This window comes from Saliniramus fredricksonii, assembly GCF_900094735.1.
In the GTDB taxonomy this organism is placed as follows: domain Bacteria; phylum Pseudomonadota; class Alphaproteobacteria; order Rhizobiales; family Beijerinckiaceae; genus Saliniramus; species Saliniramus fredricksonii.
Genome location: NZ_FMBM01000002.1, coordinates 1,535,161 through 1,547,901, shown reverse-complemented (window position 1 = coordinate 1,547,901; position 12,741 = coordinate 1,535,161). Strand labels below are relative to the sequence as shown.

Annotated in this window: 14 protein-coding genes and 1 riboswitch; of the genes, 2 read left to right on the top strand and 12 right to left on the bottom strand. The window is 63.5% G+C overall.

Annotation, left to right across the window (positions count from 1 at the left end; all coding sequences use genetic code 11):
• Nucleotides 1–32: 32 nt before the first annotated feature.
• The 9 genes from thiE to ccoN all read right to left on the bottom strand — a co-directional run bounded on the left by thiE (nt 33) and on the right by ccoN (nt 7,915).
• Nucleotides 33–695: a thiamine phosphate synthase gene (gene thiE, locus GA0071312_RS13660; RefSeq protein ID WP_074445416.1), complete on the bottom strand. Its 663-nt coding sequence runs from the start codon at nt 693–695 to the stop codon at nt 33–35.
• Nucleotides 692–1,531 carry a hydroxyethylthiazole kinase gene (gene thiM / locus GA0071312_RS13655; protein WP_083204573.1) on the bottom strand — a complete coding sequence of 280 codons (840 nt, stop codon included), beginning with the start codon at nt 1,529–1,531 and terminating at the stop codon, nt 692–694. Before thiM ends, thiE begins: the two co-directional genes overlap by 4 nt.
• A riboswitch (TPP riboswitch) is annotated at nt 1,521–1,625 on the bottom strand. Its footprint overlaps the gene before it by 11 nt.
• Before the next feature lie 107 nt (nt 1,626–1,732).
• Nucleotides 1,733–2,830 carry a redox-regulated ATPase YchF gene (ychF, locus tag GA0071312_RS13650; protein WP_074445415.1) on the bottom strand — a complete coding sequence of 366 codons (1,098 nt, stop codon included), beginning with the start codon at nt 2,828–2,830 and terminating at the stop codon, nt 1,733–1,735.
• A 54-nt stretch (nt 2,831–2,884) separates the two neighbouring features.
• Complete coding sequence (gene pth, locus GA0071312_RS13645; RefSeq protein ID WP_074445414.1) at nt 2,885–3,487, bottom strand: aminoacyl-tRNA hydrolase; 603 nt, start codon at nt 3,485–3,487, stop codon at nt 2,885–2,887.
• A gap of 86 nt (nt 3,488–3,573) precedes the next feature.
• A complete protein-coding gene (locus GA0071312_RS13640; protein ID WP_074445413.1) occupies nt 3,574–4,200 on the bottom strand; it encodes a 50S ribosomal protein L25/general stress protein Ctc in 627 nt (208 codons plus the stop codon).
• 240 nt (nt 4,201–4,440) lie between these two features.
• Nucleotides 4,441–5,322, bottom strand: a complete 882-nt coding sequence (gene ccoP / locus GA0071312_RS13635) for a cytochrome-c oxidase, cbb3-type subunit III (protein ID WP_074445412.1) — start codon at nt 5,320–5,322, stop codon at nt 4,441–4,443.
• A 4-nt stretch (nt 5,323–5,326) separates the two neighbouring features.
• Nucleotides 5,327–5,479: a cbb3-type cytochrome c oxidase subunit 3 gene (locus GA0071312_RS13630; RefSeq protein WP_074445411.1), complete on the bottom strand. Its 153-nt coding sequence runs from the start codon at nt 5,477–5,479 to the stop codon at nt 5,327–5,329.
• Nucleotides 5,480–5,494: 15 nt separating this feature from the next.
• On the bottom strand, nt 5,495–6,232 hold the full coding sequence (ccoO, locus tag GA0071312_RS13625) for a cytochrome-c oxidase, cbb3-type subunit II (protein ID WP_074445410.1): 738 nt from the start codon (nt 6,230–6,232) through the stop codon (nt 5,495–5,497).
• 12 nt (nt 6,233–6,244) lie between these two features.
• Nucleotides 6,245–7,915: a cytochrome-c oxidase, cbb3-type subunit I gene (ccoN, locus tag GA0071312_RS13620; RefSeq protein WP_074445409.1), complete on the bottom strand. Its 1,671-nt coding sequence runs from the start codon at nt 7,913–7,915 to the stop codon at nt 6,245–6,247.
• Nucleotides 7,916–8,261: 346 nt separating this feature from the next.
• Between ccoN and GA0071312_RS13615 the strand changes: the two genes are divergently transcribed.
• Nucleotides 8,262–9,008: a glucose 1-dehydrogenase gene (locus GA0071312_RS13615; protein WP_074445408.1), complete on the top strand. Its 747-nt coding sequence runs from the start codon at nt 8,262–8,264 to the stop codon at nt 9,006–9,008.
• A gap of 3 nt (nt 9,009–9,011) precedes the next feature.
• On the opposite strand, the gene GA0071312_RS13610 is transcribed toward GA0071312_RS13615, so the two are convergent.
• Nucleotides 9,012–9,632 (bottom strand): DUF1254 domain-containing protein, encoded by a 621-nt coding sequence (locus GA0071312_RS13610; RefSeq protein ID WP_074445407.1) that lies wholly within the window; start codon nt 9,630–9,632, stop codon nt 9,012–9,014.
• Nucleotides 9,629–10,243 (bottom strand): DUF1214 domain-containing protein, encoded by a 615-nt coding sequence (locus tag GA0071312_RS13605; RefSeq protein ID WP_074445406.1) that lies wholly within the window; start codon nt 10,241–10,243, stop codon nt 9,629–9,631. Before GA0071312_RS13605 ends, GA0071312_RS13610 begins: the two co-directional genes overlap by 4 nt.
• Nucleotides 10,244–10,406: 163 nt before the next feature.
• Between GA0071312_RS13605 and pdxY the strand changes: the two genes are divergently transcribed.
• A complete protein-coding gene (pdxY, locus tag GA0071312_RS13600) occupies nt 10,407–11,255 on the top strand; it encodes a pyridoxal kinase PdxY (RefSeq protein WP_074445405.1) in 849 nt (282 codons plus the stop codon).
• Nucleotides 11,256–11,285: 30 nt separating this feature from the next.
• On the opposite strand, the gene GA0071312_RS13595 is transcribed toward pdxY, so the two are convergent.
• A complete protein-coding gene (locus GA0071312_RS13595) occupies nt 11,286–12,653 on the bottom strand; it encodes a flagellar hook protein FlgE (RefSeq protein WP_074445404.1) in 1,368 nt (455 codons plus the stop codon).
• Between the last annotated feature and the right edge of the window lie 88 nt (nt 12,654–12,741).

Sequence of the window (12,741 nt, the reverse complement as noted above, 5' to 3'; positions counted from 1 at the left end):
TCTCCTCATGCTTCGAAACCCGATAGCCCGGTTCACGCCCCGCGCTCCGCCAGGGCCGCGTCGATGGCCTGGCGCAACCCGTGCGCGGCGCCGGCGACATCTTCCTGCGCAAACAGCGCCGAGATGACGGCAACCCCGTCCGCGCCGGCGCCGATCACGCTGCGCAGATTGGCCAGATTGATCCCGGCAATCGCGCCGACCGGCATGCCGGGGCGCGTTTCGCGTGCGATCGCGGCGACCTGTGCGAATCCGGAGAGCCCCACCGGCGTTTCGGGATTGTCCTTGCTGGTTGTGGCGAAGACACCGCCGATGCAGGCATAATCGACGGGCTGGTCTGTGAGCGCGCGCGCATGGGCCTCGGTCTTGAGGGTAATCCCGATGATCTTCGACGGCCCCAGCAGCCGGCGGGCATCCACCGGATCCATGTCGCTCTGGCCGAGATGGACGCCATCGAGATCGGCGGCGAGCGCGATGTCGACGCGGTCGTTCACGACGAGGCTGACGCCGGTCCCCGCGAGCGCGGCCTTCAGCGCCCGGGCTTGCTCGACGAGCAGGCGCGCATCAGCGTGCTTGTCGCGCAGTTGAATGATGGTGGTGCCGCCCTCGGCGGCGGCGCGGGCGCAGGCGGCGATGGCGCGCTCGCGCGTATCCTGCGGTCCGAGAATGCCGTAGAGCCTGATATCGACCGGGTTCATGCCGTTCTCGCTGATTGTGCAATGGTGGCGCCATCGAGCGCATAGAGCGCATCGAGGAAGGCGGGCTGGAAGCTGCCCGGCCCCGCAGCGCGGCTGCCTGCGATCTCGCCGGCAATGCCGAGCGCAAGCAGGGCCGAGGATGCGGCGATGAGCGTATCCGCCTCGCGGCTCGCAAAGGCCGCGATCAGGGCGGTGCCGGCGCAGCCCATGGCGGTGATGCGCGCCATCAGCGGGTGGCCGTTACGGATCTCGAAGAACCGCTCGCCATCCGTGACGAAATCGACGGCGCCCGTCAGCGCGATCACGCAGCCGCGCCGGGAGGCTTCGCCGCGCAGCGTATCAGGATTTGCCGACGCGCCCGTCAGCGCCTCGAATTCGGCAGCGTTGCAGCGCAGGATCGCGGGTTGCGCGGCGAGAAGTTCGCATGCGAAGGCGAGGCGGGGCGGGGAGCGATCGACGAAGACGGGATCGAGCACCACCGGACGCCCGGCCTCGTGCGCCGCCGCCATGGCACGGGGGATGGCGATCTTGCGCTCTTCATCGAGGGTGCCGAGATTGACGAGAAGCGCATCCGCGCGCTGCGTGAAGGCCTCGACCTCGTCGCGCGCATGGGTCAGCGAGGGGATCGCGCCGGCGGCGAGCAGCAGGTTCGCGGTGAAGACCTGGGCGGCAGCATTGGTAATGGCGTGGATGCGGGTGGGTTGCGCGGTGATGCGCGCCAGCAGCGCGGCGCATGCCGGGGCGAGGCCGGCGGCATCCGCGACTCCATCATCACGCCGGGGGAGGCAGGTTTCAGATTCGCGTTCAAATGTCTTCGAGAAGGTCGTATCGGCCATCTCTCATCCCTCCGCCGGCATGACCCGGATCAGGTTCGATGGGTTGACGCACCGCGCCTCTCAGCCCCCGACCGGGGCACCCCATGGAGATTATGTCTGTTTCATTACAGTTAAGCCCTTGCATCATCCGACGCAAGGGCAGGGCGGCAATTCCTTGTGCCGCAATGCGCCGACGCATGCTGCGTGATTGGGGCAATCCGATCAGAGATTGAAGCGGAAATGCAGCACGTCGCCGTCCTTGACGACGTATTCCTTGCCTTCCAGCCGCAGCTTGCCCGCCTCACGTGCGCCGCTCTCGCCGTTGAGTGCCACGTAATCGTCATAGGCGATGGTCTCGGCGCGGATGAAGCCCTTCTCGAAATCGGTATGGATCACGCCTGCCGCCTGCGGCGCACGGGTGCCGGCGGTGATGGTCCAGGCGCGGGCTTCCTTGGGGCCGACGGTGAAATAGGTGACGAGGCCGAGCAGCCTGTAACCGGCGCGGATCACGCGGTTGAGGCCGGGTTCCGAGAGGCCGACAGCTTCGAGGTAGTCGCGCCGCTCCTCTTCCGGCATCACCGCGATCTCGCTTTCGATCTTGGCGGACACGACAACGGCCTGCGCGCCCTCGGCCTCAGCGCGCTCCATCACCTGCTGCGAGAAGGCATTGCCCTGATCAGCCGATTCTTCCTCGACATTGCACACATAGAGCACCGGCTTGGCGCTGAGCAGGCCGAGCATGCGGAAGGCCTTTTCCTCATCATCAGCGACCTCGACCAGCCGCGCCGGCTTGCCTTCGCGCAGCAATACCAGCGCGCGATTCATCAGATCGAGGCTGAGCTTGCCTTCCTTGTCGCCGCCCTTGACCTTCTTCTCCAAAGCCGTGGCGCGCTTTTCGAGGCTGTCGAGATCGGCCAGCATCAGCTCGGTCTCGATGGTCTCGATATCGGCGATGGGGTCGATCTTGCCATCGACATGGGTGACGTCGCCATCCTCGAAGCAGCGCACCACATGGGCGATGGCATCGACCTCGCGAATGTTGGCGAGGAACTGGTTGCCGAGCCCCTCGCCGCGCGAGGCGCCGCGCACCAGGCCGGCAATATCGACGAAGGTCAGGCGGGTGGGGAGCACCTGCGCGGATTTGCCGATCAATGCGAGCTTGTCGAGGCGCTCATCGGGCACCGCCACATCACCGACATTCGGCTCGATGGTGCAGAACGGGTAATTCGCCGCCTGTGCGGCAGCCGTCTGCGTCAGCGCGTTGAAGAGTGTCGATTTGCCGACATTCGGCAGCCCGACAATGCCCATGCGGAAGCCCATCTTGTCTCACCTCATCTGACGGGAAACGGATCGGGCCCGGCCCGCCGTCTCACCTCAATCCCTTTTATCATCCTTGCCGCCCCAGCCGCGATCGGCCATGGCGAGATGAACCTTGTTCTGGAAGGCGGCGTCCTCTCTGCGCGCCAGCAAGCCGGCATGATCGGCGCAGGCGCGGGCGAGATCTTCCACCCAGGGCTGTTCCGCCTTGGCGAAATCGCTCAGCACATAGGCATGCACGGCTTTCTTGTCGCCGGGATGGCCGATGCCGAGTCGCACGCGGCGGTAATCATTGCCGCATTGCGCGGTGATCGAGCGCAGCCCGTTATGCCCGGCATTGCCGCCGCCCTTCTTCACCCGCAATTTGGCGGGCGCAAGGTCGAGCTCGTCATGGAACACGACGATATCTTCGAGCGCGATCTTGTAGAAGCGCTGCGCCTCGGAGACGGCGCGCCCGGATTCGTTCATGTAGGTCTGCGGCTTGAGCAGCAGCACGCGCTCGCCGTCGAGCGTGGTCTCGGCGATCTCGCCCTGGAACTTGCGCCGCCACGGTGCCGCACGCGCAGCCCGGGCGATCTCCTCGATCACCATGAAGCCGATATTGTGGCGGTTATCCGCATAGCGCGCCCCGGGATTGCCGAGGCCGACGAGGAGACGCATTGGCCCCGCTCCCTCGCTGACGGAGAAGCGCTCCGGTCGTGAAACCGGAGCGCCCCAGCCGAACAGTTTTTTCAAAAGTGCGAGGATTATTCCTTGCCCTCTTCTTCGCCGCCTCCGGTTTCACCCTCTTCGGCCTCTTCCTTGAAGCCGGCCGGGGTGGCGATGGTGGCGATCGTGAAGTCGCGATCCTGAATCGTCGGCGAGCAGCCTTCAGGCAGCTTCACGGCCGAGATGTGGAGCGAGTCACCCATCTCCAGATCCTTGATGTCGACTTCGATCGAATCCGGAATGGCATCGGCGGGAACGAAGAGCTCGACCGTGTGGCGCACGACGTTGAGCGTGCCGCCGCGCTTGATGCCGACGCAGGTTTCCTGGTTGAGGAAGTGCACCGGGACCTCGACCGTGACCGTCTGCCCCTTGGCGACGCGGAAGAAATCGATGTGGATCGGCATGTCCTTGACCGGGTCGAGCTGGTAGTCGCGCGGGATCACGCGCTCCTTGTCGCCCTGGATGTCGATCTCGAACATCGTCGTCATGAAGCCGCCATCATAGATCAGCTTCTTGGCTTCCTTGAACTGGATCGCAATGGCCTTCGGGGGCTGGCCTGTGCCGTAGACGACGGCGGGAACATAGCCCTGGCGGCGAATGGCTCGGGCGGCCCCCTTGCCGACCCGATCGCGCGCCACAGCCGAGAGCTTCTTCATATCACTCATGGTCGTGGTCCTTCGATAAGATGTCATGAAAGACGAAAGGGCCGCATCGCGGCCCCGGCCTTTCCGCGCTCACGCCTCCAAGGGTGTCGACGAGCGCGTGGCGCTTATACGGCGCAAACTCTGTGAGGGCAACCTCTAAAGCGTTCCGCCCGATGCATCGGTGGCTTGCAGCGCCGCAGATATTGAAACGCGCCCGGAATCGCTCCCGGACGCGTTCATCATTGAAGCTGAAGCGTGCGCTTACTCGCCGCCGCCCAGCGCGTGGACATAGATGGTGAGCGACTTGATGGTGACGTCGTCGAGACGTTCGCCGAAATGCGGCATCATGGCGCCGCGTCCGTTGACGATGCCCTCATAGATCGTTTCGCGATCCGAGCCGTAGAGCCAGATCCCGTTGACGAGATTCGGCGCTCCCAGCGCCCGCATGCCTTCCCCGCCTTCGCCATGGCAGGCCGCGCAATTCGCCACATAGACCTCTTCGCCGAAAGCGAGATCGGCGTTGTCGGCGACAGGCAGACCAGCCATGTCGCGGACATAATCGGTTGCAGCCCAGGCTTCGTCGCGATCAAGGATACCGTCACGCACGAAGGCGGGCATATCGCCGAAGCGCGTCTCGTCATGGGTCGAGCGAATGCCGAAGGCCACAGTCTGATGGATGTCGTCGAGCGCGCCACCCCAGAGCCAGTCGTCATCCAGCAGATTGGGGTAGCCCGGACCCCCGCCGCCGCCTGCACCGTGACAGCCGGCGCAGTTGTCGCCGAAAGCCGCCGCCCCGTAGGCCTGGGCGAAGCTCGCCATCTGCGCATCCGCCACGATCTCGTCGAGTTCGGCTTCCCGGATCGCCGCGTAATTCGTCCCACGGGTCTCGTTGAGCTGCTCCAGATCCGTGACCACGGCTGCGCGCGAATGCCAGCCGAGCAGACCCGTCGTCGAAGAGCTGATCAGCGGAATGGCGGGATAGGCGAACATGTACAGCACGGAGAAGGCGATCGAGGCGTAGAACACCCACAGCCACCAGCGCGGCAAGGGATTGTTCAGTTCCTTGATACCGTCCCATTCATGGCCGGTGGTCGAGACGCCCGTGACCTTGTCGACATCTTTCTTGTGATCTTGCGAGGCCATGGGATCAATCCTCATCCAGCGGAATACGCGATGCCCTGTCGAACGTGTCGCGTTTGGAAGGCAGGAGCGCGTAGACGATGGCCAGAAGGAATCCGATCACGAAGGCGGCGAAGCCCCAGGTCTGCGCGATGTTGGCGAGAAAGGTATAGGTTTCCATGGGTGTGCTCCTTTCTCAGCGGATGTTGGTCTGGTTGTCGTACTGCTCGAAATCGACCAGCGTCCCCAGCATTTGCAGATAGGCGACAAGCGCGTCGCCCTCGGTGATCACGCCGTCGGTGCGCCCCGAGAAGCTGCGGACCTGCGCCTTGGGATAGCGCTCCAGGAAATCGAACATGTCCGGATCGTCGTTCGTGCCCTGGATATCGACGTCGAAACGCGCATTGACGATCATCTCTTCATCATAGGGCACACCCATGGCAGCCTGCACCCGCAGATTGCGCTCGATATTGGAATAGTCGAGCGGCGTCTCGAACAGGAACGGGTAACCCGGCATGATTGATTCCGGCACGACCGAGCGCGGATCGATCAGGTGGCGCACATGCCATTCGTCGGAATACTTGCCGCCGACACGGGCAAGATCCGGCCCGGTACGCTTCGAACCCCACTGGAAGGGCCGGTCATACATGGACTCGGCTGCCAGCGAATAATGCCCGTAGCGTTCCACCTCGTCGCGCAGGGGGCGCACCATCTGGCTGTGGCAGTTGTAGCAACCTTCTCGGACATAGATGTCGCGTCCGGCCAGTTCGAGCGGGGAATAGGGCCGCATGCCCTCCACCTTCTCGATCGTGTTCTTCAGATAGAAGAGCGGCACGATCTCGACGATGCCCCCGATGGAGATGGCGACCACGATGCCCGCCACCAGGATGCCGGAGTTCTTCTCCAGGATTGCGTGTTTGTTCCAGAGTGACATATCTCCGCCCCCTTATTCTGCCGGCGCAAGCGCGGGGCGCGACTGAGCCGCTTCCACGGGCCGCACGGTCCGGACGGTCATGATGAGGTTGTAGACCATGATCAGGGCGCCCGCGAGGAAGAGCACGCCGCCGAGTGCGCGGATCACGTAGTAGGGATGCATCGCGTCCGAGGTCTCGATGAAGGAATATTCGAGGAAGCCGAGGCTGGTATAGGCGCGCCACATCAGACCCTGCATGATCCCGGCAACCCACATCGAGGTGATGTAGAGCACGATACCCAGCGTCGAGATCCAGAAGTGCCAGTTGACGAGACGCAGGGAGTACAGCCCCTCGCGCTTCCACAGCCAGGGAACCAGGCAGTAGATGGCGCCGAAGGAGATGTAGGCGACCCAGCCCAGCGCACCCGAATGCACGTGGCCGACGGTCCAGTCGGTATAGTGCGAGAGCGAGTTGACCACCTTGATCGACATCATCGGGCCCTCGAAGGTCGACATGCCGTAGAAGGCCACGGAGACGACCATCATGCGCAGCACGGGGTCCGTGCGCAGCTTGTCCCAGGCGCCCGAAAGCGTCATCAGGCCGTTGATCATGCCACCCCAGGAGGGCATCCAGAGCATGATGGAGAAGACCATGCCCAGAGTTTGCGCCCAGTCAGGCAGGGCGGTGTAGTGCAGGTGGTGCGGGCCCGCCCAGATATAGAGGAAGATCAGCGCCCAGAAGTGGATGATCGAGAGCCGGTAGGAATAGACCGGGCGATCGGCCCGCTTGGGCACGAAGTAGTACATGATCGCGAGGAAGCCGGCGGTCAGGAAGAAGCCGACCGCGTTATGGCCGTACCACCATTGCACCATCGCATCCTGCACGCCCGACCAGGCGCTGTAGGACTTGTAGGAGAAGGCCGAGACCGGCAGCGTGGCGTTGTTGCCCAGATGCAGCACCGCAATCGTGACGATGAAGGCAAGGAAGAACCAGTTCGCCACATAGATATGCGGCTCCTTGCGTTTCCACAGCGTCGCCATGAAGACGAGGAAGAAGGTGACCCAGACCACCGTCAGGAACAGGTCCGCGTACCATTCCGGCTCGGCATATTCCTTCGACTGGGTGATGCCGAGAAGATAGCCCGTGCCGGCGATCAGGATGAAGAAGTTGTAGCCCAGCACCACGAACCAGGGTGAAATGTCACCGGCGAGGCGCGCGCGCGATGTGCGCTGGACGACGTAGAGCGCCGTCGCGATCAGCACGTTGCCGCCAAAGGCGAAGATCACCGCCGAAGTGTGCAGCGGGCGCATGCGCCCGAAATTCGTCCAGGGAAGATCGAAGTTCAGCGCCGGATACGCGAGCTGGAAGGCGATGACCACGCCCACGAGAAAGCCCGCGATGCCCCAGAACATCGCCGCCACCACGCCGAATTTCACGGGGCCCATATTGTAGTTGGGCTTGCCGTCGATTTCCTGCGGAACCGGTTCCGCAGGGCGATCATAGTAACGGTTGATGATCGCGAATACGGAAGCGATGCTCGCCGCTGCGAAAAGATAGGCATGAAAAGCGTATTCCGCTTCCCAAGCATTCGCCGCCACGATGATGGAGAACAGCGCCAAGGCCGCCATCGCGACCGCCGTGCCCCCTTCACCGATGGTCATGCGCTTGCCGGATCCGACCGGTGACGCGCCGATTGAGGCCATCTTCAATCCCCTGAACTGTTTGCCGGTAATTGGCTCCGCCCGACGAGATTCGGGCGCTCGCGGCAGTTTCAGCAGGGATGGCACCCCGCCGCCTTGATCTTTGTCAACAATGTGGCGGCGGATGTGTCGCAGGGGCCGGCGTGTCGCAGATGCGCAACGGGCGAGCGGAAGACGAATTTCCGATCGGATATTGTATTTCCGTTCAGGATACCGGCCTTGCCACTTCAAGGGCAGAACCGCGCCTCACCCCCTGCCCAAACCCGCACACGCGCCGTTGGTCACCTGCCCGTGGACCGCGCGCGCCTGTGGCGCCACAATGCGCGGCAAATAACGGGAGGATGCCTTAATGCGACTGATCGACAAGACTGCCATCGTCACCGGCGCTGCGCGCGGCTTCGGCTTCGGGATCGCGGAGCTCTTCGCGCGCGAGGGGGCGCGGGTCGCGCTGCTCGATCTCGACGAGGAAGGGGCGATCGCCGCTGCGGGCCAGATTGGCGGCAATGCCGTGGCGCTGCGCTGCGATGTGGCCGATTTCGCCGATGTCAAACGCGCCATCGATGCAGTGATGGAGAGCTTCGGGCGCATTGACATTGTGGTCAACAATGCCGGTATCAGCCACCACAACAAGCCGATGCTGGATGTGACGGAGGACGAATTCGACCGCGTCTTCGCCGTCAACGTGAAATCGATCTACAACATGACCCATGCAATCGTACCGCTGATGCGTGCGGAAGGCGGCGGCAACATCCTCAATATCGGCTCCACTGCCGGCATCCGCCCGCGCCCCGGCCTGACCTGGTACAACGCTTCGAAAGGCGCTGTGAATCTGTTGTCGAAATCCATGGCCGTCGAGCTCGCGCCGGATCGCATCCGTGTCAACGCGCTCGCCCCGGTCGCCGGTGAAACGCCGCTTCTCGCGACCTTCATGGGAGAGGATACGCCGGAAAAGCGTGCCGCTTTCGTCGCGACGGTTCCGCTGGGTCGCCTGTCAACACCGCGCGATATCGCCAATGCCGCGCTGTTCCTTTGCTCGGACGAGGCCGAGATGGTCACCGGTGCCGTGCTCGAGGTCGACGGCGGACGCTGTATCTGATGCTCAGGAAGCCGTATCCGTATCGTTGAGTGGGAACGGGGTGCAGCGTGCAGACAGGGCACGCTCGGTGGCCGTTTCCGCGAGGCCGGGCAGGGGAGCGAGAACGCGAAAGGCGACGAAACCCTGGGGTTCGGGGGCCGTGACCCGTATGACCCCTGCGAGCGGGTCCTGCGCGCGGACTGTCGGCGCCCGGTCTTCTGCGTCTGCCGATGCAGCGCGCCGGGCCTCGTCTTCGAAGCGTTGTTCCGGCGTCATGATCAGAACGTCCATCTGGGTGCCTTCGACGGCGCGGTCGGTGAGCGTGAAATAGACGCCGCTGCCCCGGCTGTGGAACGATGCCGATTGAAAATGCGCCCCCGTGCCGAAAGTCACCCGCAGAGGTGCCTCACTCAGATCATAGGCGCAGGCGGAAAGCGCGGTTGCCGGGTCGTGATGCGTCGACCAGCCGCGCGTTTCCGGGCCCGACAGCAAGACCGCTTCACCATCCACCCGCACCGGCTGGAGCCGCGAGAGCGCGTCCTGCTGCGAGACGAAGGGGAGCAGCAGGATCGCGCCGACATGGGCGATCGAAGCGAGGACCAGTGCGCAGAGCGTTGCAAAGGCGAAACGACCGACGATGCTCATTCCGGACATTCCACGCGCGTGATTTCAGGCAGCATCTCCGCAGTGAAGCGGGTCAGCGTGCCGCTGGCCGGTGTATCATACAAGCGCAAGGCGATGCTGAAGCCGCCATCGGGTGCCTGCAGCCAGTTGCCGGCCCGGGGCTGCGGAGAGATCGCAATCCGCAATGCGCCGTCTTCGGGGCGCGTGATGCGCACCGATGTGGTCGCGAACCGGTCGTTCTGCCAGCCATCGGGCAGGCGACCGCTCGCATCCTGCAGCGTCAGGCTCCAGAAGCGCGCAGATGGTGTGGTGCCGGTGATGCTGTAGACGCAATCACTGCGCAGCGGACGCGCAAGCGAATCGGTGTTGGCACGAAAGGTCAGGCCTTCGCCGGCGGCAAGTGGAATATCGGCGCTGCGGGCGAGACTGGCGCGGGTATAGGGATCGATAGCGCGTGTGCCGATTTGCGGGTGGACGTGCCAGGGGCCGGCCTGCTGCACGCCAAAGGCGAACTCGCTCTCGACCACGCGATAGGCGCTGTAGAGGCCGAGCGCCGCGCCACCCGCGACCGCATAGGCGACGAGCAGAATCGTATAGACGGAGGATGTGAATTCGCGGATGCTCCGGCGCATCGATCCGGCCCGTGCAGGGATAAAGGGATCAAAGGGTTAACCCGACGACCGGGGCTGTTCAAGGCATCGCGATCCGAAAGGCCCCATCGGGCGCGGACTTGCCAGCTCCCGCGCGGGCCGCTAACCCCGAAGCAGGGTGCGGCAAAGACGGAGCTGATGCGCGATGAACATCCTGTCGATCCAATCGCATGTCGCTTACGGGCATGTCGGTAACGCCTCTGCGGTTTTCCCGATGCAGCGGCTCGGCTGCGAGGTCTGGCCGATCCATACCGTGCAATTCTCCAATCATACAGGTTACGGCGACTGGACGGGACGCGTCTTCGACGGGCCGGCGATCGAGGAACTGGTCGACGGCATCGCCGCGCGCGGTGTTCTCGGGCGCTGCGACGGCATTCTGTCGGGCTATATGGGCTCGTCCGATATCGGCAACGCGATCCTCTCGACGGTGGGGCGGGTCCGCGAGGCCAATCCGGCAACGCTCTACGCCTGCGATCCGGTGATCGGCGATGTGGGGCGGGGCGTCTTCGTGCGGCCCGGCATCCCGGAATTCATGCGCGACCAAGCCGTGCCTGCGGCAGATCTGATCACGCCCAACCAGTTCGAACTGGAATATCTCTCGCAGATGGAGACGCCAACCCTCGCTGCGGCAAAGGACGCCATCACGCGCATTCATGCCCTGGGCCCGCGCGTCGTGCTCGTCACCTCGCTTCATACGCAGGACACGCCGCCCGATGCGATCGACATGCTGGCCGGGGAGGACGGAGCCTATTGGCGGGTGCGCACACCCAAACTGACGGTCTCGGTGAACGGGGCGGGCGATGCGATTTCGGCGCTGTTTTTCGTGCATTATCTGCGAACACGCCGTGCCGACACGGCTCTGGCCGAGGCTGCGGCATCAATCTACGGGCTGCTCCATCGTACAGAGGCGGCGGGCTCTCGCGAGATCCTGACTGTGGCGGCGCAGGACGAATTCGTCGCGCCGTCACGAAAATTCTCCATCGAGCCCGTCTGAGCGTGACGTCAGGCGGGCCCCGAAGGAAGGTTACCGGACCATGTTGATGGTGGCTTCCATCAACTGCTGGGATGTCGTCACCACGCGGGTATTGGCCTGGTAGGCCTGTTGCGTGACGATCATCTTGCTGAATTCCTCGGCAATATCGGCGTTCGACTGCTCCACCGCACCACCGATGATGCGTGCGCCCTCCGGTGAGAAGGTCGGCTCGCCGGAATCGATGGTCTGCTCGAATGTCCCGCCATCGCGCGATTTGAGCATGTTCGGTGCGGCGAATTGCGCGACCGCAACGCGTGCGATGGCGAAGGACTGCCCATTCGAGTAAATCCCGGAGATGCGCCCGTCGCTCGAGATCGAGATATCCTGCAGCACGCCCGCCGGGTAACCGTCCTGGCTGAGTTCGAGGCCCTGGAGCAAGTTGTTCGGTACGGCGAACTGGCGCAGGCCCTCGGTGCCGAAGTTGATGGATACATCTTCTGACAGAGCCTGACCGTTAATGGTTGCACCTGCGGCCATTTCGAAGGATTGTGGCGAGCCGGCTGACATTGTGCCGTTCGGTTCGAAATTGATCGCGTTGTTGCCGCCACCGTCTTCAAGCCGTGTCCACATTGTGTCGGTGCCCGAGGCACTCGAATCGTTCTGATAGAACAGCGCCCACTCGTCTTCGTCGACTTTGCCCCAGCGCAGCTGGACGTCGATCGGTGCGCCGGCATCATTGTATACCACGACCGAGCCGCCGCTGATCGTGCGGGAGAGGAAATCCGATGATTCGGAGGCCTCGATTGCTTCGTCGTCGTTGAAGGGCGCGCCGGTTGCGGGATCGTCGAAGAGCGTATCGACATTGTTTGCATTATAGAAGTTCGTGCCCGCCGTCGATGGAAGCACGGCCGAGTAGTCCACTTGCTCCGTCGAACTGGCCGGGACGGTGGTATCCGTGATGCGCAGGATGCCGTTGGTGCTGGTGATCAGGCCGTCGAGATTGATGGAATCGCCGCGCAGATACATGCCGGCGCCGTTGACGAGATAGCCGTCCTTGTCGAGCTGGAAATCGCCGCGACGGGTGAAGAGGTTGTTCTCGCTGAAGACCGGCTGGCCGTCACGGAAACCCGATATCTGGCTCACCGAGATGAAGCCGGAGCCGTTGATGGCGATATTGGTGTTCTCGCCCGTTGGCAGGATGTCGCCCTGCAGGCTGATCGCCTGATCGGATTGGGCGCGCACTGAACCGGCAATGGCCTGGTCGCGCGGGCGGTCGATCACGAGATCGACGAAGCTGGTATCCATGCGCTTGTAGCCGACGGTCTGGGAATTGGCGACGTTACCTGAAATATTCTCCATGCCGTAGGACTGCGAACGCAACCCCGCAACGGCGGTTTGAAGAGCCCCGAAGATACCCATAACTCACTCCTGACACACAGCGATGTTGCAGATTGATCAGCAACCGGCGTGCCAGTGTGCGGGAAATTGGGGGATTTCTGGAAATACT

Excerpts from the sequence above, each read along its gene's own strand:
- thiE (WP_074445416.1), bottom strand. The coding sequence starts at position 695 with ATGAACCCGGTCGATATCAGGCTCTACGGCATTCTCGGACCGCAGGAT.
- thiM (WP_083204573.1), bottom strand. The coding sequence starts at position 1,531 with ATGGCCGATACGACCTTCTCGAAGACATTTGAACGCGAATCTGAAACC.
- ychF (WP_074445415.1), bottom strand. The coding sequence starts at position 2,830 with ATGGGCTTCCGCATGGGCATTGTCGGGCTGCCGAATGTCGGCAAATCG.
- pth (WP_074445414.1), bottom strand. The coding sequence starts at position 3,487 with ATGCGTCTCCTCGTCGGCCTCGGCAATCCCGGGGCGCGCTATGCGGAT.
- GA0071312_RS13640 (WP_074445413.1), bottom strand. The coding sequence starts at position 4,200 with ATGAGTGATATGAAGAAGCTCTCGGCTGTGGCGCGCGATCGGGTCGGC.
- ccoP (WP_074445412.1), bottom strand. The coding sequence starts at position 5,322 with ATGGCCTCGCAAGATCACAAGAAAGATGTCGACAAGGTCACGGGCGTC.
- GA0071312_RS13630 (WP_074445411.1), bottom strand. The coding sequence starts at position 5,479 with ATGGAAACCTATACCTTTCTCGCCAACATCGCGCAGACCTGGGGCTTC.
- ccoO (WP_074445410.1), bottom strand. The coding sequence starts at position 6,232 with ATGTCACTCTGGAACAAACACGCAATCCTGGAGAAGAACTCCGGCATC.
- ccoN (WP_074445409.1), bottom strand. The coding sequence starts at position 7,915 with ATGGCCTCAATCGGCGCGTCACCGGTCGGATCCGGCAAGCGCATGACC.
- GA0071312_RS13615 (WP_074445408.1), top strand. The coding sequence starts at position 8,262 with ATGCGACTGATCGACAAGACTGCCATCGTCACCGGCGCTGCGCGCGGC.
- GA0071312_RS13610 (WP_074445407.1), bottom strand. The coding sequence starts at position 9,632 with ATGAGCATCGTCGGTCGTTTCGCCTTTGCAACGCTCTGCGCACTGGTC.
- GA0071312_RS13605 (WP_074445406.1), bottom strand. The coding sequence starts at position 10,243 with ATGCGCCGGAGCATCCGCGAATTCACATCCTCCGTCTATACGATTCTG.
- pdxY (WP_074445405.1), top strand. The coding sequence starts at position 10,407 with ATGAACATCCTGTCGATCCAATCGCATGTCGCTTACGGGCATGTCGGT.
- GA0071312_RS13595 (WP_074445404.1), bottom strand. The coding sequence starts at position 12,653 with ATGGGTATCTTCGGGGCTCTTCAAACCGCCGTTGCGGGGTTGCGTTCG.